This is a genomic window from Citrobacter sp. Cu233 (assembly GCF_030332225.1).
GTDB lineage: Bacteria > Pseudomonadota > Gammaproteobacteria > Enterobacterales > Enterobacteriaceae > Citrobacter.
On the sequence record NZ_JAOWIF010000043.1, the window covers coordinates 225,999 to 245,628 of the forward strand.

A 19,630-nucleotide genomic window follows, 5' to 3' on the forward strand; every position below is an offset into this window, starting at 1 on the left:
TGATTCAAAGGGTAATGATGGCTGAACGTATTGTTTTTTTTATATATTTATGTGTAATCCAGATTCAGGAAAAAGCAAAGCTGGCGAACTGAAAATAGTCAAAAATAAATCTGACTGGATGAAAGAAGTGTAGTGCGTGGCAGGCAATTGGGCGGGAAAAAAGAAAACGACCTTTCACAAAAGAGAAAGGTCGTTGAACTAATGCGTATTATACGGCAGGGCGTGCGATGACGCTGCGGGTTTCCATCCGCACTTCGGCGATGGTGACATCAATGACATCGGTAACTTTGTAAACCACTTCACCTTTGATTTGTACCGTCCCACTTTCCTGGCTACACACCAGTTCATCACGAACTGCGTGCAGGAAGGGGGCTGGAATAAAGGCTACCGCGCCGTTATCAATTAAACGTACACGCATGCCACCACGGCTGACATCAATAATCTCGGCTGCAAACCGGGTGTCGGTACCGGCTTTGTCATTCAGAAAACGTGCATACAGCCAGTCACCCACATCACGTTCAGCCATGCGGTTCAGGCGGCGACGTTCAGCCATCTGCAAAGTCGTATCATCCTGCGGGCGGGAAATTGTCTCACCTTTGATGACGGCCTTAAGCAGGCGATGGTTAATCATGTCGCCATACTTACGGATAGGAGAGGTCCAGGTGGCATAAGCTTCCAGGCCCAGACCAAAATGCGGACCTGGCTCGGTGCTGATCTCAGCGTAAGACTGGAATCGACGAATGCGGCTGTCGAGGAAACCGGATGGTTGTGCATCCAGTTCACGACGCAGTTTACAGAAGCCTTCCAGTGTCAGGACCTCTTCAGCATCAACGTGCATACCATGGGTTTTCAGTAGGGCAGCCAGCGCTTCTGCGTTAGCCGGATCGAATCCCATATGCACGTTATAAATACCAAAGCCCAGTTTGTCGCGCAGGACGCGTGCCGCGCAAATGTTTGCTGCAATCATGGACTCTTCCACAATGCGGTTCGCGATGCGGCGTGGTTCCGCCACGATATCCAGTACTTCACCTTTTTCACCGAGAACGAAACGGTAATCCGGGCGGTCTTTGAATACCAGAGCATGATTATGGCGCCATTCGCCACGACTTAGACAGATACGATGCAGCAGGCGGATCTGCTCTGCAATTGCGTCATTCTCCGGCTGCCAGTCACCTGAGCCTTCAAGCCAGTCAGAAACGTTGTCATAGACCAGCTTCGCTTTAGATTCGATTGTTGCCGCGAAGAAGGTGATATTGTCTTCGATCGTGCCGTCAGCAGTGATGCTCATGCGGCAGGCCAGAACCGGGCGAATTTCGTTAGCGCGCAGAGAACACAGATCGTCAGAAAGCTCACGCGGCAACATTGGGATGTTGAACCCCGGCAGGTAGTTGGTAAATGCACGAATTTTTGCAATGTTATCCAGCTTACTGCCTTCAGCAATCCAGGTGGTAGGATCGGCAATCGCGACGGTTAACTGCAATTTACCATCCGTTTGTTCTTCAGCGTAAAGCGCGTCATCCATGTCCTGCGTACTGGCGCTGTCGATGGTGACGAAGTTCAGTGCGGTTAAGTCCTCACGCACCAGGCCCTCATCCAGCATCTCAGTGGCGACGCCATCTGGTGCTTCTTTTTCCAGATTATGGCGAGCCAGTGTGACCCACCACGGAACGAAGTGATCGTCAGCGAAGGTAATAAATTGGGTTAACTCGGCGTAGAAGGTGCGGTCGCCTTTTAGCGGGTGGCGGCGCATTTCTGCTACAGCCCAGTCACCTTCTTTAAATTCATGTTCAACGCCACGAGCGGCGCGGCAGGGAATGGCATCTTTCAGGAGCGGATGATCCGGCACAATGGACAGGCGGTCATTCTTACCCTGAACTTTGCCCACGAAGCGCGTCAGGAACGGCTCGATCAGTTCTTCCGGTTCGGCAGATTCGCGATCTTTTTCCGTATGGATAACCGCCACAATGCGGTCGCCATGCATCACTTTTTTCATCTGCGGCGGTGGAATGAAATAGCTTTTTTGTGCATCGACTTCCAGGAAGCCAAAGCCTTTTTCCGTGGCTTTTACCACCCCTTCAGCACGTGGCGTCTGGGAATGCAGTTGCTGTTTAAGCTGCGCTAGCAGCGGGTTGTCCTGAAGCATAATTGTCTATTTTCGTGGCTGAAAGAGCGGCTGACAGTTTTACGCGAATCTGCCAGTCGCAGCAAGCGCTCTTTCAGCAAGTGGATCGGTTAATAAGTCTCGCCCAACGCGATCTTCAAACGATTTAACCATCCGCACAATCCGCTCCAGGCCAGTACGTTGATTGCCTGTTCTGAAGATATCCCCTGATCGAGCAACGGGGTAAGCAGTGCGGCGCTAAAGCGATCGGGCGCCCGGGTTAACCATTGTACCGCCTGCAGGGTGACGCGCTCAACCGGATGTCGTTGCTCCCAGCGCTGTATTTGGCGCTCATCCTGGCGAAGTACGGTAATAATCTCAGTGAGCTCAGTGGTGGCTGAGAGGGCGTACTCATTGAAGCAGGACACGCTACCGTTAATCCGCGATGTGAGCAGCGTGGCCAGAGAAAATGTCCGTGATTGCACATCGCTATGTAATGTGCTGGTAAAAAGCGCTTCAAATAGCGCCAGTTCTTCAGGTGAGTGTTGCAGTAATGGCCTCAGCGTTTGCAATACAGTGGGAGTATGGCTGACATGTATTTCTGCGCTGGCAAGATGTTTTTCAATCGGCATGTCGGCGATGTGCCACTTTGCTTCTTCTGCACTAAAGGGGGATGCCTCGGCAAATTGCTGAATATCGAGGCCAGGAATGCGGCGTACAGGATGGCCAAACCAGGCCTGAAACATCGCAACGACGCGGGCCTGAAAGCCGACAAAGCCAATGATTTGATTCATCAGAACACTATCGCTGGTCGTGAGGCCAACCGCCTCCAGATGCTGGCGATCGCGTGAGCCTATGACGGCCGGAGAGCTGGCGAGCTGGCGAGCATATTGGGTGATTTGCGCCAGTCGGTGGTTGCTTTCCCTGGATGAATTAGGGCCAGGGAGGGGGGTCAGACGTGCAGCATAATGATTACATAAACGCTGCACGCCACAAACCTGAGCGACGGTTAAGGCGGTACTCATACGCTCATAGGCGCTGAACGTGTGCATGGAGTCCAGAGCAACATGCACAGGGAAAAGAAGGTGAGCAAGTTTACGGGCAGGTTCTAACCAGGACTGAAAGGGTAAAAGCGCAACGGCAGGTATCGTCAGATCCAGCAAAAATCGGTCCTCGACGTGTGCGGCTTCTGGCACCAACGGTAGAACATCTTGCGGATATGTACTGGACTGTGTCTCATGATACCAGTGGCTTTTGCCTTCAATTCGGCGTTGTTCCATGGGCGTTCCTTGGTCTAAAAAGTGGCGACCCGGATACGTCGTCATACCTGTACGCCGGATCGTTTGCGCTGCGATATCCTGACGTAAGCGAATGAGGTGATGAAAGATTGTTAAGTGATAATAAATATCAGAAAAGCATATATCGCGACGGGCGAGGGAAAAGGGAGAGGAAAATAATGGGCGACGGAGCGTCGCCCATAGAGGAAGTCTGAAGGATTATTTCAGTTCCAGTTCGTTCATTGCGGCGATGCTGAAGCCGCCGTCAACGTGAACGACTTCACCGGAGATACCGGCGGACAGGTCTGAGCACAGGAATGCCGCAGAGTTGCCCACATCTTCAATGGTAACGGTACGACGAATCGGCGTAACCGCTTCGCAATGTGCCAGCATTTTACGGAAATCTTTGATACCGGAAGCCGCCAGAGTACGGATTGGACCGGCGGAGATTGCGTTCACACGTACGCCTTCAGGACCCATCGCGTTAGCCATATAACGAACGTTGGCTTCCAGAGAGGCTTTCGCCAGACCCATTACGTTGTAGTTCGGGATTGCGCGCTCTGCACCCAGGTAGGACAGCGTCAACAGAGCAGAACCCGGGTTCAGCATGGAACGGCATGCTTTTGCCATTGCAACAAAGCTGTACGCGCTGATGTCATGAGCAATTTTAAAGCCTTCGCGGGTGACCGCATTCACGTAGTCGCCATCCAGCTGGTCAGCAGGAGCGAAACCGATGGAGTGTACGAAACCGTCGAATTTCGGCCAGACTTTGCCCAGTTCAGCGAACATGGTGTCGATGCTGGCGTCTTCAGCCACATCACACTGCAGTACGATGTTGGAACCCAGTTGAGCGGCAAATTCTTCCACGCGGCCTTTCAGTTTGTCGTTCTGGTAGGTGAACGCCAGTTCAGCGCCTTCGCGGTGCATCGCCTGAGCGATACCATAGGCGATGGACAGTTTACTGGCAAGACCGGTCACCAGAATGCGCTTACCGGAAAGAAAACCCATAGCTTTAATCCTTATAGTCATTACTTATTTTTTTAGCAATCAATGAGTTATGATTGCAATTTCAAGGTCACTCGAAATTGGTGTGAAATTATATCCCACTCTTTGCCCCTTGTGTCACGATCTTTCTCTGCTATTCACCCGTCGGGAGCAGCAGTAAACGGCGTTTCAGTGGGCAGGGAAGGGTTGTCAGCACCTGGTGGCCTGTCATTATTCATTGCACGTGAGGAGTATATCACTCCCCCCTGGTTCTGCCTCATCCAACCAGAGAAGAGCAGGGGTATAAGGTGAAAATACAAGGCGTCAGAGGGTTAAAATGGTATGATCTGACCTCTAGTCGATGTTTTAACACATATCAATGTAAGAACATTCTTAAAACAAAAAATATGACCATATTCATTTAGTTATGATATATTGTTTTTATCGATCAATATCGATTCATTGATCGATATTATTGATTGATTATGATTAGAAGTGCATTATCAGTATGTTATGATCAATTGGAGTGGTCTTATGCACTATCATTTCATCGCGGAACCGATGAGAGACACAACAGATAAGTTGCTGGGTGTTGAGATGCTCGCCCGCTTCGCTTCTGAGACGGTTCATCCGTTACATGCAGATTCCATTATTTCGGCATGGAGTAGCGAACAAAAACGTAATTTCATGCTTGAGCAAATTCGGTTAATTGCAGAAAAGCGTGATTGGTTCGAGAACAATAATCTGCTCTGTACGCTAAGCCTTGTTGATGAAATGGCGCTATTAGCAATCGGTGATCCTGTCATTAAGTCGGCCTTACATTCCATGCCCTTTATTGCGCTGGAACTTTCAGAACGCTTTCTGTCGAATACAGTTTGCCTGAACAATCTGCTCATTAATTCGCTGAGTGATGGTCCAAACGCCTTGTGGCTGGGCGATCTCGGCTCTGGCAGTATTGGCGCGAGTCCGCTGGTGTGCGGCCGTTTTGACGTTGTGAAAATGGATCGCGACTTCTTTCTGTCAAAGGTAGAAAAAACAATATTCCCGGTGTTGATTAAAAATATCAGGGGGTATTGCGACCGCGTTGTGGTTGAGGGGGTAGATACGACCCCTCTTTTCGAGGCGGTCTGCACCGCCGGCGTTTGGGCGATGCAGGGGGAAATTTTCCCGTCAGTCACGTTCTCTGAGGTTGACGCGCTACTCTTGCCCCGGTTTTGTCACTGATGACTGAACGGATAGCCCTCCCGTCCTGGTGGGCTATTCTCTCATTAACGGTCTTTCCGCCAGGCATCAGCAGTAAGCGCCTCGCCAAAATGCCCTGCAATAAGACGACGAGTCAGCTCATGTAGCGGAGAGGCCAGCACATCCGCCGTACTGCCGCGCTCGACAACTTCGCCCTGATGCATGACTAACACCTGGTCGCTGATGTGTTTCATCATCCCAATGTGTTGGGTCACGTAGATATACGAAATCCCCTGTTTTTCCTGTAATTCCAGCATCAGGTTGATGAGCTGCGACCGCATCGACATATCCAGAGAGGCTAGCGCTTCGTCGGCGATAATCACTTTGGGGCGCAAAATCAGCGCACGGGCAAGCCCCAGGCGTTGTTTTTGCCCTGGTGCAAGCATATGCGGATAGTAGCTAACATGATCGGGTAGCAGACCCACCATACGCATGGTTTCCACAATCTGTTTGCGGCGCTGCTCAGCCTCCAGATCGGTATTCAGGCGCAACGGAAAATCGAGGATCTGCGAAATACGTTGGCGCGGGTTAAGCGACGTGGACGGATCCTGGAAAATCATGCGAATACGCTGACTACGAAATGAATAATCGCCATATTTTAGCGGATGATCGTCAATCAGTAGCTCGCCGCTGCTCGGCTCAACCATCCCAGCCAGCATTTTTGCCAGCGTGGACTTGCCTGAGCCGTTCTCGCCAATAATGGCGAGTGTTTGACGCTCACGCAGCGTAAAGCTCAGCGGTTTAACGGCTTCGACGGTCTGGCGGCGAAATAATCCCGTCCGGTAGCGAAAGGTTTTACTCAGATTGCGAACTTCGAGCAGGGTTTCTACCATCTCACTCTCTCTCCATGTTCAGGGGGAAATGACAGGCGTAGAGATGATTCTTTGCTCCGGTCAGTCTTGGGGTTTCAATGCATTCGCGCTGCGCATAAGGGCAACGCGGCCCCAGACGACAGCCGATGGGCAATTGTTCTAACAACGGAATTGCTCCGGGCATGGTATTCAGGCGGCTTTTATGCGGCATTGCGCTACCAAAATCAGGAATGGCGCGAATCAGCGCTTGCGTATAAGGGTGATGGGGTATCGTCACCAAATCTTTACTGGGCGCGGTTTCCACCGTTTGTCCGCAGTACATTACGTTGATTTTGTCTGCCCATTGGCTGAGCATTTGCAGGTCATGGCTGATCAACAAAATGGTGGTATTGCTGTTTTGATTCAGTCGGGTCAGTAGACGAAAAATTTGCGCCTGTGTTGTGGGTTCCATTGCATTGGTGGGTTCATCTGCAATCAGCAGACGAGGTTGGTTTGCCAGTGCGATGGCGATCATTACCTTCTGGCACTCGCCGTCGGTCAGCTCATAAGGGAAACTGCGCATTGCATCTTTATGATCTTTTATCCCGACGCGGTGCAGCAGTTCAATCGCGCGGCGTTTGCGCCAGCCAATACGTTGCCACCAGCGCCCCTTGTATGTCCAGGCGGGAATGTTTTGCATCAGTTGACGTCCAATACGTTCGGACGGATCCAGACAAGACTGTGGCTCCTGGAAGATCATGGACACGTTATGGCCGACCAGCTTACGTCGCTCGCGGGCGGAAAGGCGCAACAGGTCGATATCATCAAAACGCATGCGGTCCGCGGTAACGCGCCAGTTATCTTTGGCGACGCCGCAGATGGCCTTAGCAATCAAACTTTTACCTGAACCCGATTCACCGACCAGTCCGCGGATCTCACCTTCGTTTAGCGTCATGCTGACGCGGTCAACCGCTTTCACCCAGTCGTCACCGGTCCTGAACTCGATAGTCAGGTTGCGGATATCCAGTAATGGCATTATTCCACCCCCGCAATAATCGCGCGGCGCACGCCGTCACCTAACAGGTTTACCAGCAGCACACTTATCATAATTGCCGCTCCGGGCAGCATGACTGTCCATGGCGCAACATAGATCAACTCCAGCGCATCGCCGAGCATGGCTCCCCATTCTGGGGATGGCAGTTGTGCGCCGAGATCAAGGAAGCCCAGGGCGGCGATATCCAGAATTGCCATTGACAGTGCTCGGGTGATTTCAGTGATCAGACCGGCAGTGATATTCGGCAGAATCGCAAACCACAGGATATTGAGCGTGCTCGCGCCATCCAGACGAGCGGCAATGACATACTCTTTTTCCAGCTCGTCATGCACCATGCTGTAGACAGAGCGCACCATACGCGGCAGTAAAGCCAGCCAGACGGCGAACATCGCATGCGTCAGATGTGGCCCGGCAAAAGCCACCACAATAATGGCCAGCAGTAGCGATGGAATTGACAGCAGGGTATCCAGAATATGGTTCAGCACCGCTGAGCGTAGTCCGTGTGTTGCCCCGGCAACCACGCCCAGCAACAGACCGCAGAGTGTAGCGGCGAGGGTAACGACAAACGCACCACCTACAGTAGGGGCAGCGCCGCTGAGCAGACGGCTTAATACGTCGCGACCGAGATCGTCGGTTCCGAGGAAGAATGACACTTCGCCATAGCGCGACCAGGACGGGGGCAACAGTTGGTAGCCGAGAAATTGCTGATCGATGCCGTAAGGGGCAAACCAGCCACCAAACACACACAGAATGACCAGTCCCGCACAACCGTACAGACCCACCATCGCAGAAGCATCGCCATAAAAATTACGCCATGCGGTACGTAGCGTACCGGGCGGGCGCTTTTCGCTATATACGCTATCGTAGGGCATATGTACTCGATTTAATTTTGTTGAACATGCTTTATGTCTTTTTAAATTTTCCAGTGCTGGTGTGCCTTTACTGCCTACTAGCGCTTTAAATTGGTTTATTTCGTTTTAATTCGAAGGTTATCAATTTACGTAAAATGTGTACACTGGTGTGTATATCCTCTCCCGGAGTGTACACATTGCTTACCGATACAAAATTAAGAAAAGCTCTTGGCAAGAAAAGAGACAAAATCGAAGTTATCTCAGATGCTCACGGGCTTAATATCCGATTGTCCACTTCCGGCAGTATAACATTTTTTTACCGCTACAGATGGAACGGGAAGGCCGTTCAGCTGACGATTGGCGATTATCCGTCCATATCTTTATCTCAGGCAAGAGAGCGAAGGCAGCAATTCAGAGCATGGCTGACTGAGGGGTTCGATCCGAGACGTCAGGCGGTGCTTGAAAAACAGAAAAAGATTGATGCAATAACCGTCAGGGATGCCTTCGATTACTGGGAGAAGTATTACTGTATCCCTGAAGGCCTGGTAAAAATAAAAGTTAATCGACGTGATTTCGAGAACCACATCAATCCGGTTCTCGGGAACATGATTGTTGATCAGACAACCAAGGCGCACTGGCTTAGCCTTTTCGATGGCATGGGAAGGCGAGTTGTTACTGGGCAAATGCTGGGTTTGATGCAACGTACCTTTCGTTTTTGTTCTAACCGTGGGGTGATTAGCGTTAACCCCATCGAAAGCCTGAGACGGTCTGACGTCGGTTTAGCCGCTGCGGTAAGGGACAGAAAATTAAGTGATGATGAAATCAAAACCGTCTGGAATACGCTGCCAGAACTAAAAGAAAGGCAACAGCTGATTATGAAGTTCCTCATCATGACCGGTTGCCGCAGCACAGAGATCAGGACAGCTAAATGGGAGTGGTTCGATTTCAACGAACATACGTGGACAATTCCGGCAAGTGATTATAAAACCGGAAAGACCGTAAGAAGGGCTCTTCCTGAAGCTGTAGTCAGGATGATGAAAGAGGAAAAGGAAACGTCTCTCTCAAATCATGTCGTCACGCTGTCAAGATATAAAGGACCAGAAGATGACCGGCCACCTCTTCAGCCAAATGTTGCTATGTTTTCAACCCAGATAATTGCAAAAAATGGAATGAAAACATGGTCGCTTCACGACCTGAGAAGAACGGTTGCGACGCGCCTATCCGAATTAGGCGCGCCACCACACGTAGTAGAAAAACTGTTGGGTCATCATATGTCAGGCGTCATGGCGCGGTATAACCTACATGACTACCTGGATGATCAGCGGCATTGGCTTGCAGTATGGCAGGATCATCTGGAAAAACTGATTGGTCAGCCTCTGGTTTAATGCCCACGTTTTCCTCCCATGCCAGCAAGTCTGACATTCTCCAGCGTTTGGGACTGCCATTTATTCTCGGTTTCGGAAATGGCTGAGTAAAGTAGGATGGCATCCTGGAAGGAGTGCTCCAGAAATACAGTGTGCTTCGCGATATCTTATACCGGGACAAAACTTCATTTGTTATTAAAATAGCGTCTGCCTGCAATGCGTTATCCATATATTACCTCTTAATTACATTGTCCCGGCAGCGCTCGCAATCTGCGCATACCAGTCATCGCCGTGGCCACATAGCTCGCCTTGCGGTTCACTACCTCCACCCAGACCTTCACACCTTCAACTCTCACAGTGTATGTCTCCTTCATCTTGCTGCGCCCGTAGTCGCCATAGCGTTCGTGATGAGTGGCCAGCGCGATGTCGCATGCCTGACGCGCTAACGGGGATTGCTGATTGCCTCGGTTAATCAGTTTCATGCTTCACCGCCTTTACGACGTATGGCCATTCTCGCCCTGTTTTTCGCCAGCCTGGCTTTGCGTTGTGTTGGTGTTTCACGTTCGCGAGCGCGTGCGTTTGATTCACGGTTGCGGCGGCGCCGTGCGTTGAGCGATTCCTCTTCGCTTCGCACATGCAATCGTGGCTCCCCGTCCTTTGGCTCGGGCCATTCGCGCTGTTTGTTTATCGCCAGTTTCTCTATGCAGGCCGTGATTAGCTGCTCGTCACTGATACCGGCGCGACGTTGCGCATCCCATAACAGGAATTGCATGTCAGCCCATTCGCTAAGGTCGCCTGGTTCAGCAGCAGCCTCGAGCGCTTCTTTGGAAAGGTGCTTCAGCGGACCAACTGGACCGACATCGCCAAAAGTAGCCTGTGACCATGCTGCATGTTCACGGCGTACCTGTTCCGAATCAGCAGTCAGCGCTGCCAGTGCAATTTCAGTAATGCGCAAATACAGGGCAGCACGTGACGGGTTACTGAATTCATCCTCCTTTAAAAACTTCGACATTTCAGCAACGTCAGCGCGGCACACCGCTATTAATTGCTCTTTTGTGAACGTGGCGATATCAGTCATTCCAGGCCTCCAGCTCGTTCTGAATTTCTTCGTCGATTTCGTCATTGGTGGCATCATGATTGAGATATGTGAGAGCTTCTGTCCGATACTGTGCGCGGCGTTCGCTGTACCATGCTGAAAACTCAGGTGACCAGCCTCGACCATTACCCTGAAAATCTACCAGAGCGTTGTCCTCTGCCATGCACTCAACCATGCAGTCGGCAGTTGTCAGGGCGCACTCACGGATATACCGGCGTAGATCCCGCTTGCGCCAGTACGGGCTATATTTCGAGTCGCAACGACCTTTAAATTCGACTGTCCAGCGACGGATGCAACGTGCATTTAATGATTTACTCATCTCGTTACCGGGAGGGCGAACCCTCCCGCCTCCCTTAGCCCACGTATTCCGGTTTCATATCTGCCAGGGTGATGCTGAACTGATCGTGCAGTTCATCGCCCAGGTGACGTTTCGCAGTTGCAAGAACTCGCTCAACTTCCCCGAAACGCGCTGCTGCATCCGTTTCGTCCGGAGACGGCAGGGAGTTGATTGCGGCCTCAACCTTGTTGCGTGAATCAACCAGGTAGTAGCGTTTCACTGCCTTATTCTTCAGCTCGGTGAACAGGGCGGAACCGAGCGTGGCCTTTGCGCTTTCGATATCAGCCCGGACTGCTTTGGCGCTGTCTACATTCTGCGCAGCATCGATGCGTTCGCGGAACCCATCAGCCAGTGAGTCGATATTTGCCGGTGATTCCTGCGCACTTTGCGTGGTTGTGACGGTGTCACCTGAGATATCAGCCAGGTTAACGTGTTTCGGTGCTGGGTTAATCTCTTTCTCAGTGCGTGGCTCAACTTCATCTGGACTGTAGACGCCGAGGATAACTTCTGGGCAGTACAGGCGAGCCCAGTACTTCACTGCCAGATAAGCGATCTGCTGCTTCGGCGCTGTTTTCCACAGTGGCGAGTTACGTGTGGTGATATCTGCAAGGTAGATTGGCTCACCCCAGGTAATTTCATCTTCGCCTCGCAGTACGGCACCGACCCTGATAAACAGGCCTAATTCATCGCGGCCGTCTTTTTTGCCGGCGATCTTCTCCCAGTCACCGCCGTATTCGTAATGGAAGCGACCAACAATGGCGCTGGAGCTGGAGATTACTGCGTTAACCAGCTGCGCTTCGTAACCCAGAACGCCATTCACCAGGTGCGTTTTCTGGGCAACCGCATATGGGTTCATTCCCCACTGCATAGCCTGCATGACGATAGCCATACAGTCGGCGGGTTTCCCCGCCAGGTGTTTGGGGACGGTGACTGCAGACTGCGCCATCAATTCAGCGAAAGAGCTAAGCTGGCCGAGTGCCTGCACGTTGAACACAGTGTTGCTGGCCGAAATGGTGTTTGGTGCCTGCTCGGTCGTAATGATGTTGGTATTTTGCATGGTCAAATCCTCCATTAAGCCAGACGCAGCGCTTCAAGGCGGCGCAGGTCGAAGTCGTTCAGTTCGTCGGTGTAATCAGCGGTGATCGGCGCTGACCTCGCCACACGCAAACATGCTCGGGTTGTATTACCTGCCAATTCTGTACATAGCCCATGAAACTGGCTTGGGCTTGGAAGGGGCTTCAAAGGGGCTAAAAAGCTCCATTGAAGCGGGATTTTGTAGCTATGACGAGGACACTGAGATGGTTTGGGTGCATGAAATGGCCGCTTATCAGGTTGGTCGATCACTGAAGCCAGGGGATAACCGTTGTGCTGGTGTCAGGAATGAGTATGTGTCATTACCTGAAAACCCTTTTTTATCATCATTTTATGAACGTTATAAAACAGATTTTCACCTCAATTTTAAACGTGAATCGCGCCAAATTTCAGAAGGGGCTTCGAAGGGGCTACGAAGCCAAGATCAGGAACAGGATCAGGAACAAGATCAGGATAAAGATATTTTGGGGCATGGCGCCGCCACACCCCGGGGGAAAAATACTTACCCGGATGATTTTGAACTGGCGTGGCAGGAATACCCAAAACGCGCCGGTGGTAACAGCAAGGCTGATGCGTTCAAAGCCTGGACAGCGCGTATTAAATCTGGCGCAACAGTGCAGGAGCTTATCGATGGAGTTCGGCGATACGCGGATTACATAACTGCCGCTGGAAAACTTAACACCGAGTATGTGAAACAGGCATCCACGTTTTTTGGCCCCTCAAAGCACTACGAAGAGTCGTGGTCTTTTGCGGCGCCAGATGGAAAAAGGGATCCGAACAAAATTTCTCAGCCAGATAAAGCGATTCCGACCGGATTCAGGGGGTAGTGATGAAAAACATGGTTGGTACCGGAAGTGCTCTCGAGCGCCTGAAAAAACTCATCCCACCTGGCGTTCAGCCGAAGTTCACCAGTGCAGCAGAGTTGTTGGCGTGGCAGCGGGAAGAAGGCCTGAAGCGGTGTGAAGAACTGGACAGGCTGAATCAGAAAGCCCGGACAGAGAAAATTTTCGGTCGATCAGGAATTCAAAGCCTGCACCGCAGCTGCACGTTCGCGAATTACCAGGTATCAGGGGAAGGGCAGCGCAAAGCCTTCACGATGGCAAAGAGCTACGCACAGAATTTCGGTACCGGGTTCGCTAGTTTCGTGTTCAGCGGTAGTCCTGGTACCGGGAAAAATCATCTGGCAGCAGCGATCGGAAATCATCTGCTTTCTGGTGGTCATAGCGTGCTGGTCGTCACTATCCCAGACCTGATGCTGCGCGTTCGCGAGTGCTACGACAGTGGTCAGTCAGAGGCTTCGCTTCTCGATGACCTCTGCAAAGTCGATCTGTTGGTGCTGGATGAAGTCGGTATTCAGCGCGGTAGCAGTGGCGAGAAAGTCATTCTGAATCAGGTTATAGACCGTCGCCTGTCATCGATGCGGCCTGTTGGCGTTCTCACAAATCTTAACCACGACGAACTTCTCGGTGCGTTGGGAGCGCGGGTTACGCGAAACACTCAGCAAAGCATCAGCACAAAGCGACGGAGGTAATCTCGGCTACGCAATGGCTGATGCTGTGAAGGTGATTGATGTGGCGATTGCATCGTTTGGTGCTGAGCCTGTGCTTTATGCCGCTGAGGAAACTCTGGCTTATGCCAAGATGGGTGAGCTTCACCTTAAGTGCCTGTCTCAGCCAATGGGAGATGCGGTAATTCCACTCTACACTACCCCGCCAGCGCAGGTAGTGCCGGAGAATTGCGTAACAGCAGAACACCGTCGCGTTATTGAAATGCTGCTCAATGTTTGCGGGGCCGCATTCGAACTCGCAGATGATAGCTGTCAGCAAGATGTTGATGGCGAAGAGTGCCACGTTGTTCCAGACGACGCATTTCAGAAGCTAAGTGATGCGCTGGACGAAATAGAAAACACTCTCCCGACAGAAGATGTCGAAAGGCCAGACGTATTTCTTGCCTGGTCGGCAATGCCAAGGGAAGCGCTGAAATCTATTCTCCAGGCTGGCAACTCTCCGGTAACTCCGGATGGTTGGATTCCGGTAAGCGAGAGTATTCCGTGTGTTGGCAAGAAACTTGCGCTTTATGGGCGAAGAGCAAAAGAAGACTGTGCCCATTATGTGGATGAAGGATATCTTGGGTCGAATGGATTTTTTTACTTCTTTGACTGGGAAGGCGGACCACGAATTGATGATTGCCACAACGACGACAAGGCCACGGTCACGCACTGGATGTACTGGGAATTACCAGAAGCACCTCAGCAGGACGTGAAGTTAGCATTGGAAATCGGCATGTCCCGTTACGCGGTTGTCATGCAAAAGCTCGCAGATGCTGGCGATTGATATAGCCTGCCATACAAGCGATATGTGAATTCCCATATCGACAAAATAACCCGCTGCGGCGGGTTTTCTCACTCTGGTTGCACGCTGCGGAAATGCCGTCCCTCCGCCGTTCGCTGAGGCGCTGGTGAGAGCCAATTTGCCTGAACTTTGTCAGTCGAAACAAATAGCAGCCTGACCTATAATCCCTCTCAATGTATCGAGGGGGATTCATCATGTCAGGTCATAACATCGCAGCAAAATCGAAAGACGAGCAGGACAAGGTTAACGTCGACCTGGCTGCTTCAGGTGTAGCGTATAAAGAGCGCCTGAACATGCCGGTTATCGCTGAGCAGGTAGCACGAGAGCAGCCAGAACACTTTCGAGAATACTTCATGGAGCGCGTCCGCTACTACCGTGAGCAGAGCATCACACTGCCGAAAGCATCCGATCCGCGCTATCTGGACATGGCTGCGCAGAACGAGAAGAAGTAACAGTTTGACACCTCCAGATTACGATTATACTGTATGTGTATACAGTATTTATTGTGAGGTGTTTATATGGGCTTCCCGTCTCCCGCTAACGACTACGTCGAGCGTACCCTGAACATTGATATCCTGTGCCATATTGATGCCAACTGCATTTCCATTGAAACATCATCCGGGTATGCGGTCATCAACAGGTCGCTGAGAGTGCAGCAGGGCAACACGATACTCATCAATAACTGCGGCACCATGCAGTTTGCAAAGCTGATGGGGAAATCTCTTATCACGTCAGATGGTGAAGCTCTTGAAGGGCAGGTTCTTGATGATGTGAATGTGATAGGAGTGGTTACGTTTATCATAAATTCAACCAGACTATCAGAAGCAGATTCATCCCCGTTTTAATCAAAGCGCAACGTCAAGCAACATTACATACTCTCAAATTTAATGTTATAATTACGACGCAGCCAGTCTGAGCAACTGGTTGTGACCTCTGCATCTGATTGGGAAATTAGATGCGAACCCTTTTGATAAAGAGTGTCCTCATTGCTTTTGGTTTTGCTATGTTAACTTTCCTAATGCTTTTTGTTCTGCTGGCATTTGGCAAAGTTGAACTAAGTGACACAGCCTTGAGTGTATTCGCTGGTGTTATGGTTGCTCTTATCCGCTTGATGGTAACACTTGTTAAGCAATTAGATCGTCCTAAACGCCGTCAAAACTGAAAACCTCCTAATAAGGAGGTTTTTTTTGCCTGTTAAACTACGGCAGTGCCATTCCATTTCTGCTCCCTGATGTGTGCCAATTAACGTGAATTGTGCCAGCCAAAGGATATTTCTGCCTGACTCGCCCCGCTACAGCGGAGATTTCTTGCATTGATTTTCCATTATCAACTGTACATAATGTCAGTGTCAGCCTGAACAACTGACAACTTGATGCGCCACGGAGAGAAACCATGGCGCACGAACTACAACTCATCAAGCATTCCTCAGGAATCCTGATCCCCGCTACGCCGGAGACCAGTGATTTACTGCAATCAAAAATCAAACTCGGCGCCGTACTGGTAGCCGAATTTCGTCAGGTGAGGAATCCCGCATTCCATCGCCGTTTCTTTGCGCTCCTGAATCTCGGGTTTGAATACTGGGAACCCACTGGCGGGGCGATCTCTTCCAACGAACGAAAATTGGTGACCGGGTACGCTAAATTCCTCGCTTCGTTCGGGGGAAGTGAGTCCGCTCTTTTGGATGCTGCCGAGCAGTATCTGGAGCAGGTAGCCAGTCGCCGAATTACCAATGGGATCAGCCTGTGTAAATCCTTTGACGCGTACCGTGCCTGGGTAATTGTCGAGTCTGGTCACTATGACGCTATTCAGCTTCCTGACGGAACACTTCGCAAACATCCCCGCAGTATTGCCTTCGCCAACATGGACGAAACCGAGTTCCAGCAACTGTACAAAGCCGCACTCGATGTTCTGTGGCGCTGGGTATTGTCCCGGGCATTCAAGGACCAGCGTGAAGCGGAAAACGCCGCAGCGCAGCTCATGAGCTTTGCGGGGTGATGGCGATGAAATATTCCTGGTTTCACCATCACGAGTGCACAACCGAGCAGGCCGACGAACTGGTGGCGAACTACCAGCGCCGCGGCGTCAAAGTCGAGCGCAGCCTGAACCGCGACAACATCACATGGACTATCAGCGTGCAGTTGCCGGAAAGCGAGAAAGCGCCACGCCCAAGCCGCGTCTGGCAAAACAAGGTGTGGGGGTGAGCATGGCTAAGCTACCGCGCCGCAAGTGCGCCAATAAAGAATGCCGACAGTGGTTCCATCCGGTGCGTGAAACGCAGACCGTATGTGGTTATGAGTGTGCCAGCATCGTCGGCAAGGAGCAGACCAGAAAAGCGCGGGGAGCCGCACAACGCAAGGAGTCCGCCAAACAGCGCGCCACTGAGAAGAAAGAGCGAGCCGCCTGGCGCCAGCGTAAAGCTGCAGTTAAGCCGCTGAAGCACTGGGAAGATTTAACGCAGCGTGTCGTCAATGACTACATCCGCGAGCGTGATGCCGATCTGCCATGCATTAGCTGCGGGACGTTCGAAACCGTCCAGTGGGAAGCAGGTCACTACCGCTCACGCGGTAAGGCATCACATCTTCGCTATCACGAAGACAATATCAGTAAACAGTGCCACCACTGTAACGTGCAGTTGTCGGGTAATCAGCAGCAGTACCGCCTTGGCCTTATCGAAAAAATTGGGCCTGAACGCGTCGAGGCACTCGAAAACAATAACGTCCCACACCGATACACCATCGAAGAACTCGAAGCCGTCAGGAAGCATTACAGCGCACTGCGTCGCGAGTTGATTAAGAGCAGGGAGGCGGCATGACACCAGAACTGACCGAGATCCTTCGCGTTCGCTGGCAGCGATTGCGCTTATACCATTTCCCGGGCTCTGTGCTGACGGACTACCGAATACTGAAGAACTACATCAAAATCATAGGCGGTGCTGTATGAACACTCAATTTCTCGAATATGTGCGCCAGCAGCTGGTGGTGGCCACCGCCGATTTAAGTGGTGCGACGAAAGGGCAGTTAATGGCCTGGCTTGAGAATGCACAGTTCGATACTGGAACGTTTAAACGTAAAAAGCCTCGAGTGCTGGATGAAGTGACCGGGAAACTGTTTACGCTGGATAACCCACCAATACCGGGCAAACAGTCGCATGCTAAGGGTTCACATATTCCTCTGGTGCAGCCAGTTGAATACTCCACCGCATCGTGGCGCCGCGCACTGATGACGCTCGAAGAACACCAGAAGGCCTGGTTGCTGTGGAGCTACAGCGAAAACACCGGTTGGGACAATCAGGTCGCCATAACACGCTGGGCTTGGGATCAGTTCAGCCAACAGTTGGAAGGGAAGCGAGTAGCGAAGAAGACGATAGACCGTTTACGCCAGCTAATCTGGCTTGCTGCGCAGGATGTGAAACGCGCGTTATCCGGGAAGGATCCGTATCAGTATGGCGATCTGGCTGCGCTGTTGGGCGTTAACAAAACAAACTGGTCTCAGAATTACGTGGAACATTACGATGCAATGATTAGCCTTTATAGGGGGCTCGACTCCAAGGCGTTACTTCATGTTTCGCGATCACGTTCACAACAAAAGGCAGCAAATTGTCGGCAAGGTATTGCATAAATGAACTAATTGGCATATATTTCGTGTAAATCTGATATTGTGCCATTGTTGTATGCACTGGCAGTAAATGAGTTTTCAAGCCTGAGGTTGACGCCTTGGGCTTTTTTATTTGAATGTAGACAAGCGGTAAAGCACTCAAGCCATAATTGAATTCTCGCTGGCTAAATCCCTGCCAGACGCGTCAAGTCTAAGTTCACTTCGAGGTATCAAAGGTAGTTGTCAATTTGATATATTTCGCTTCAAAGAAGTTGAGAAATGGATTAATGATAATGAGGTTGCCAACAAAGGTAGAGCTGATTTCATTCTGCTTCGTAGTCATTTGGGTTATCTGGTGTGCATGGGCAGACAAAACAACTCACGACACATACCTTTTTGATGGGGTGCTTTATAAGTCAGTTATTGTGGGGACTTCCTTCGTGATAGGAGTTTTCATTGCTTGGCGTGTGTACCTAAGTAATAAGTTCTCAACAGGTCTGGTTAAGAGGCTTTTTGGCGTTTGTCTCACCGTTATGATGTACCTGACTTTTACCTTTTGGAACGTTCCAGAGTTAATAATGATCTCATCAGCTAATAAGCATGTGAGTGACAATTACCGATTCAAAATGAGATACCCCACGCAATCTGGAGGAAAAACCAGGTCATGTAAGGCTCATGTTATCTACTATGACACATATCTGAAGCGTGAAATCGCACTCTGTCACTGGGATTATGCTCCATCTTTTTTCTATACGGATTATATTCGAGTAGATAAGCTGATTTCAGGTATGGGCGGGCAGATTATTTATCACGAAGCCGTTCATTGAGAAAATCCTATTTAAAGTTTAGAGGTCGCCATATGGCGACCCTTTTCATACACACAGCGCCATCCGAAGAATCGGATGTGAGGCTCTAAGGCCAGGATGTGCACCTTGGACAGCAAACATTGAGTTTGTTGTGGTTTCTTGCAACGCTGCATCATCTGCTCCGTTCTATACTGTTTGCTTAGTATTGCGGAGGAATGTATGAAAGAAGGGTATTACTGGATTCAGCATGTAGGCATTGTACAGGTAGCGTATTACACGAATGACACTGTTGATGATCTGGAAACGGGTAAAACAATCACAGGTGTCTGGCATCTGACCAGAGGCGATGACATTTGCTATAACGGTGAGGCAGAGGTTCTCGCAGGGCCGCTGCAACCGCCGCGATAAAAAACAAAAATCAAATCCCTGGCTATGGCCGGGGATTTTTATTTTCAGGCTCTTAATAGTCATTCAATTGAAGACTGCCTGATACAGGAATATTAGAACTGCAAGGTAACCCCAGTATTGTAAATGGTAAAAGAAAGTATTTGTCATCATTCATCCCTCTGGTTCCATTTGGTTATGTTCATCAAGCAATAAATGAACCAGTTTTTCAGAGAATTAAATCAATTACTTATGGTGACCTTGTTACGGTGTATGCACTCCAGAAGTGCGATTGCACTAAAAAAGG

The 19,630-nt window shown here is 50.6% G+C and carries 22 protein-coding genes and 4 pseudogenes; 15 read left to right on the forward strand and 11 right to left on the reverse strand.

Features of this window, described 5'->3' with window-relative positions:
- Window positions 1-208: 208 nt before the first annotated feature.
- From OGX95_RS21885 to fabI, 3 genes are all read right to left on the reverse strand, one after another.
- Window positions 209-2,143, reverse strand: coding sequence for an exoribonuclease II (locus OGX95_RS21885; RefSeq protein WP_286630974.1), 1,935 nt, complete (start codon window positions 2,141-2,143; stop codon window positions 209-211).
- A gap of 89 nt (window positions 2,144-2,232) precedes the next feature.
- Entirely contained in the window at window positions 2,233-3,381 is a 1,149-nt protein-coding gene (locus tag OGX95_RS21890) for a carboxymuconolactone decarboxylase family protein (protein ID WP_286630975.1), read from the reverse strand.
- Between the two features lie 216 nt (window positions 3,382-3,597).
- A complete protein-coding gene (fabI, locus tag OGX95_RS21895; protein WP_005126472.1) occupies window positions 3,598-4,386 on the reverse strand; it encodes an enoyl-ACP reductase FabI in 789 nt (262 codons plus the stop codon).
- A 510-nt stretch (window positions 4,387-4,896) separates the two neighbouring features.
- Between fabI and OGX95_RS21900 the strand changes: the two genes are divergently transcribed.
- On the forward strand, window positions 4,897-5,586 hold the full coding sequence (locus OGX95_RS21900) for an EAL domain-containing protein (RefSeq protein ID WP_286630976.1): 690 nt from the start codon (window positions 4,897-4,899) through the stop codon (window positions 5,584-5,586).
- Window positions 5,587-5,630: 44 nt separating this feature from the next.
- Here the strand turns inward: OGX95_RS21900 and sapF are convergent, their stop codons facing one another.
- Genes sapF through sapC form a run of 3 tightly spaced genes read right to left on the reverse strand, consistent with a single transcriptional unit; the run spans window position 5,631 to window position 8,321 of the window.
- The gene (sapF, locus tag OGX95_RS21905) at window positions 5,631-6,437 is read right to left on the reverse strand and encodes a peptide ABC transporter ATP-binding protein SapF (RefSeq protein ID WP_286630977.1); all 807 of its coding nucleotides are present in this window, start codon (window positions 6,435-6,437) and stop codon (window positions 5,631-5,633) included.
- Window position 6,438: 1 nt separating this feature from the next.
- Window positions 6,439-7,431, reverse strand: coding sequence for a peptide ABC transporter ATP-binding protein SapD (gene sapD / locus OGX95_RS21910; RefSeq protein WP_003020556.1), 993 nt, complete (start codon window positions 7,429-7,431; stop codon window positions 6,439-6,441).
- Window positions 7,431-8,321 carry a peptide ABC transporter permease SapC gene (sapC, locus tag OGX95_RS21915; RefSeq protein WP_005126480.1) on the reverse strand — a complete coding sequence of 297 codons (891 nt, stop codon included), beginning with the start codon at window positions 8,319-8,321 and terminating at the stop codon, window positions 7,431-7,433. Before sapC ends, sapD begins: the two co-directional genes overlap by 1 nt.
- A gap of 176 nt (window positions 8,322-8,497) precedes the next feature.
- On the opposite strand from sapC, the gene OGX95_RS21920 reads away from it, so the two are divergent.
- Complete coding sequence (locus OGX95_RS21920) at window positions 8,498-9,685, forward strand: tyrosine-type recombinase/integrase (RefSeq protein WP_096756845.1); 1,188 nt, start codon at window positions 8,498-8,500, stop codon at window positions 9,683-9,685.
- Window positions 9,686-9,903: 218 nt separating this feature from the next.
- On the opposite strand, the gene OGX95_RS21925 is transcribed toward OGX95_RS21920, so the two are convergent.
- The 5 genes and pseudogenes from OGX95_RS21925 to OGX95_RS23065 form a co-directional block, all read right to left on the reverse strand.
- Complete coding sequence (locus OGX95_RS21925; protein ID WP_116359995.1) at window positions 9,904-10,146, reverse strand: DUF4060 family protein; 243 nt, start codon at window positions 10,144-10,146, stop codon at window positions 9,904-9,906.
- A 140-nt stretch (window positions 10,147-10,286) separates the two neighbouring features.
- Window positions 10,287-10,742 (reverse strand): annotated as a pseudogene (locus tag OGX95_RS21930) (DUF550 domain-containing protein); the annotation flags it as partial.
- Window positions 10,735-11,079, reverse strand: a complete 345-nt coding sequence (locus OGX95_RS21935; protein ID WP_286630978.1) for a hypothetical protein — start codon at window positions 11,077-11,079, stop codon at window positions 10,735-10,737. The pseudogene OGX95_RS21930 and the gene OGX95_RS21935, both read right to left, overlap by 8 nt.
- A 34-nt stretch (window positions 11,080-11,113) precedes the next feature.
- The gene (locus OGX95_RS21940; protein WP_286630979.1) at window positions 11,114-12,154 is read right to left on the reverse strand and encodes a RecT family recombinase; all 1,041 of its coding nucleotides are present in this window, start codon (window positions 12,152-12,154) and stop codon (window positions 11,114-11,116) included.
- Window positions 12,155-12,168: 14 nt separating this feature from the next.
- Window positions 12,169-12,249, reverse strand: a pseudogene (locus tag OGX95_RS23065) (hypothetical protein); the annotation flags it as partial.
- Between the two features lie 17 nt (window positions 12,250-12,266).
- Here OGX95_RS23065 and OGX95_RS21945 point away from each other — a divergent pair.
- The 13 genes and pseudogenes from OGX95_RS21945 to OGX95_RS22000 all read left to right on the forward strand — a co-directional run bounded on the left by OGX95_RS21945 (window position 12,267) and on the right by OGX95_RS22000 (window position 19,347).
- Window positions 12,267-13,016 carry an LvrA C-terminal domain-related protein gene (locus OGX95_RS21945; RefSeq protein WP_286630980.1) on the forward strand — a complete coding sequence of 250 codons (750 nt, stop codon included), beginning with the start codon at window positions 12,267-12,269 and terminating at the stop codon, window positions 13,014-13,016.
- Between the two features lie 2 nt (window positions 13,017-13,018).
- Window positions 13,019-13,690, forward strand: a pseudogene (locus OGX95_RS21950) (ATP-binding protein); the annotation flags it as partial.
- A 460-nt stretch (window positions 13,691-14,150) separates the two neighbouring features.
- On the forward strand, window positions 14,151-14,522 hold the full coding sequence (locus tag OGX95_RS23070) for a DUF551 domain-containing protein (RefSeq protein WP_502872791.1): 372 nt from the start codon (window positions 14,151-14,153) through the stop codon (window positions 14,520-14,522).
- 76 nt (window positions 14,523-14,598) lie between these two features.
- A pseudogene (locus OGX95_RS23075) lies at window positions 14,599-14,697 on the forward strand (DNA methyltransferase); the annotation flags it as partial.
- 37 nt (window positions 14,698-14,734) lie between these two features.
- Window positions 14,735-14,992 carry a DNA polymerase III subunit theta gene (locus tag OGX95_RS21960; RefSeq protein ID WP_286630982.1) on the forward strand — a complete coding sequence of 86 codons (258 nt, stop codon included), beginning with the start codon at window positions 14,735-14,737 and terminating at the stop codon, window positions 14,990-14,992.
- A gap of 66 nt (window positions 14,993-15,058) precedes the next feature.
- Window positions 15,059-15,385 (forward strand): hypothetical protein, encoded by a 327-nt coding sequence (locus tag OGX95_RS21965; RefSeq protein WP_115602198.1) that lies wholly within the window; start codon window positions 15,059-15,061, stop codon window positions 15,383-15,385.
- A 110-nt stretch (window positions 15,386-15,495) separates the two neighbouring features.
- Window positions 15,496-15,702 carry a hypothetical protein gene (locus OGX95_RS21970; protein WP_286630983.1) on the forward strand — a complete coding sequence of 69 codons (207 nt, stop codon included), beginning with the start codon at window positions 15,496-15,498 and terminating at the stop codon, window positions 15,700-15,702.
- Between the two features lie 230 nt (window positions 15,703-15,932).
- Window positions 15,933-16,535: a DUF1367 family protein gene (locus OGX95_RS21975; protein ID WP_286630984.1), complete on the forward strand. Its 603-nt coding sequence runs from the start codon at window positions 15,933-15,935 to the stop codon at window positions 16,533-16,535.
- A complete protein-coding gene (locus OGX95_RS21980; RefSeq protein ID WP_286630999.1) occupies window positions 16,535-16,741 on the forward strand; it encodes a hypothetical protein in 207 nt (68 codons plus the stop codon). Before OGX95_RS21975 ends, OGX95_RS21980 begins: the two co-directional genes overlap by 1 nt.
- Window positions 16,742-16,743: 2 nt before the next feature.
- On the forward strand, window positions 16,744-17,352 hold the full coding sequence (locus tag OGX95_RS21985; protein WP_286630985.1) for a recombination protein NinG: 609 nt from the start codon (window positions 16,744-16,746) through the stop codon (window positions 17,350-17,352).
- Window positions 17,349-17,480 carry a YlcG family protein gene (locus OGX95_RS21990; RefSeq protein WP_137378508.1) on the forward strand — a complete coding sequence of 44 codons (132 nt, stop codon included), beginning with the start codon at window positions 17,349-17,351 and terminating at the stop codon, window positions 17,478-17,480. Before OGX95_RS21985 ends, OGX95_RS21990 begins: the two co-directional genes overlap by 4 nt.
- Window positions 17,477-18,157, forward strand: coding sequence for a bacteriophage antitermination protein Q (locus OGX95_RS21995; protein WP_040230844.1), 681 nt, complete (start codon window positions 17,477-17,479; stop codon window positions 18,155-18,157). Before OGX95_RS21990 ends, OGX95_RS21995 begins: the two co-directional genes overlap by 4 nt.
- Before the next feature lie 1,001 nt (window positions 18,158-19,158).
- On the forward strand, window positions 19,159-19,347 hold the full coding sequence (locus OGX95_RS22000; protein ID WP_040230847.1) for a hypothetical protein: 189 nt from the start codon (window positions 19,159-19,161) through the stop codon (window positions 19,345-19,347).
- The last annotated feature ends 283 nt before the right edge of the window (window positions 19,348-19,630 follow it).

Coding starts and splice junctions, on each gene's coding strand:
- OGX95_RS21885 (WP_286630974.1), bottom strand. CDS start 2,143: ATGCTTCAGGACAACCCGCTGCTAGCGCAGCTTAAACAGCAACTGCAT.
- OGX95_RS21890 (WP_286630975.1), bottom strand. CDS start 3,381: ATGGAACAACGCCGAATTGAAGGCAAAAGCCACTGGTATCATGAGACA.
- fabI (WP_005126472.1), bottom strand. CDS start 4,386: ATGGGTTTTCTTTCCGGTAAGCGCATTCTGGTGACCGGTCTTGCCAGT.
- OGX95_RS21900 (WP_286630976.1), top strand. CDS start 4,897: ATGCACTATCATTTCATCGCGGAACCGATGAGAGACACAACAGATAAG.
- sapF (WP_286630977.1), bottom strand. CDS start 6,437: ATGGTAGAAACCCTGCTCGAAGTTCGCAATCTGAGTAAAACCTTTCGC.
- sapD (WP_003020556.1), bottom strand. CDS start 7,431: ATGCCATTACTGGATATCCGCAACCTGACTATCGAGTTCAGGACCGGT.
- sapC (WP_005126480.1), bottom strand. CDS start 8,321: ATGCCCTACGATAGCGTATATAGCGAAAAGCGCCCGCCCGGTACGCTA.
- OGX95_RS21925 (WP_116359995.1), bottom strand. CDS start 10,146: ATGAAACTGATTAACCGAGGCAATCAGCAATCCCCGTTAGCGCGTCAG.
- OGX95_RS21935 (WP_286630978.1), bottom strand. CDS start 11,079: ATGAGTAAATCATTAAATGCACGTTGCATCCGTCGCTGGACAGTCGAA.
- OGX95_RS21940 (WP_286630979.1), bottom strand. CDS start 12,154: ATGCAAAATACCAACATCATTACGACCGAGCAGGCACCAAACACCATT.
- OGX95_RS21945 (WP_286630980.1), top strand. CDS start 12,267: ATGCTCGGGTTGTATTACCTGCCAATTCTGTACATAGCCCATGAAACT.
- OGX95_RS23070 (WP_502872791.1), top strand. CDS start 14,151: ATGCCAAGGGAAGCGCTGAAATCTATTCTCCAGGCTGGCAACTCTCCG.
- OGX95_RS21960 (WP_286630982.1), top strand. CDS start 14,735: ATGTCAGGTCATAACATCGCAGCAAAATCGAAAGACGAGCAGGACAAG.
- OGX95_RS21965 (WP_115602198.1), top strand. CDS start 15,059: ATGGGCTTCCCGTCTCCCGCTAACGACTACGTCGAGCGTACCCTGAAC.
- OGX95_RS21970 (WP_286630983.1), top strand. CDS start 15,496: ATGCGAACCCTTTTGATAAAGAGTGTCCTCATTGCTTTTGGTTTTGCT.
- OGX95_RS21975 (WP_286630984.1), top strand. CDS start 15,933: ATGGCGCACGAACTACAACTCATCAAGCATTCCTCAGGAATCCTGATC.
- OGX95_RS21980 (WP_286630999.1), top strand. CDS start 16,535: ATGGCGATGAAATATTCCTGGTTTCACCATCACGAGTGCACAACCGAG.
- OGX95_RS21985 (WP_286630985.1), top strand. CDS start 16,744: ATGGCTAAGCTACCGCGCCGCAAGTGCGCCAATAAAGAATGCCGACAG.
- OGX95_RS21990 (WP_137378508.1), top strand. CDS start 17,349: ATGACACCAGAACTGACCGAGATCCTTCGCGTTCGCTGGCAGCGATTG.
- OGX95_RS21995 (WP_040230844.1), top strand. CDS start 17,477: ATGAACACTCAATTTCTCGAATATGTGCGCCAGCAGCTGGTGGTGGCC.
- OGX95_RS22000 (WP_040230847.1), top strand. CDS start 19,159: ATGAAAGAAGGGTATTACTGGATTCAGCATGTAGGCATTGTACAGGTA.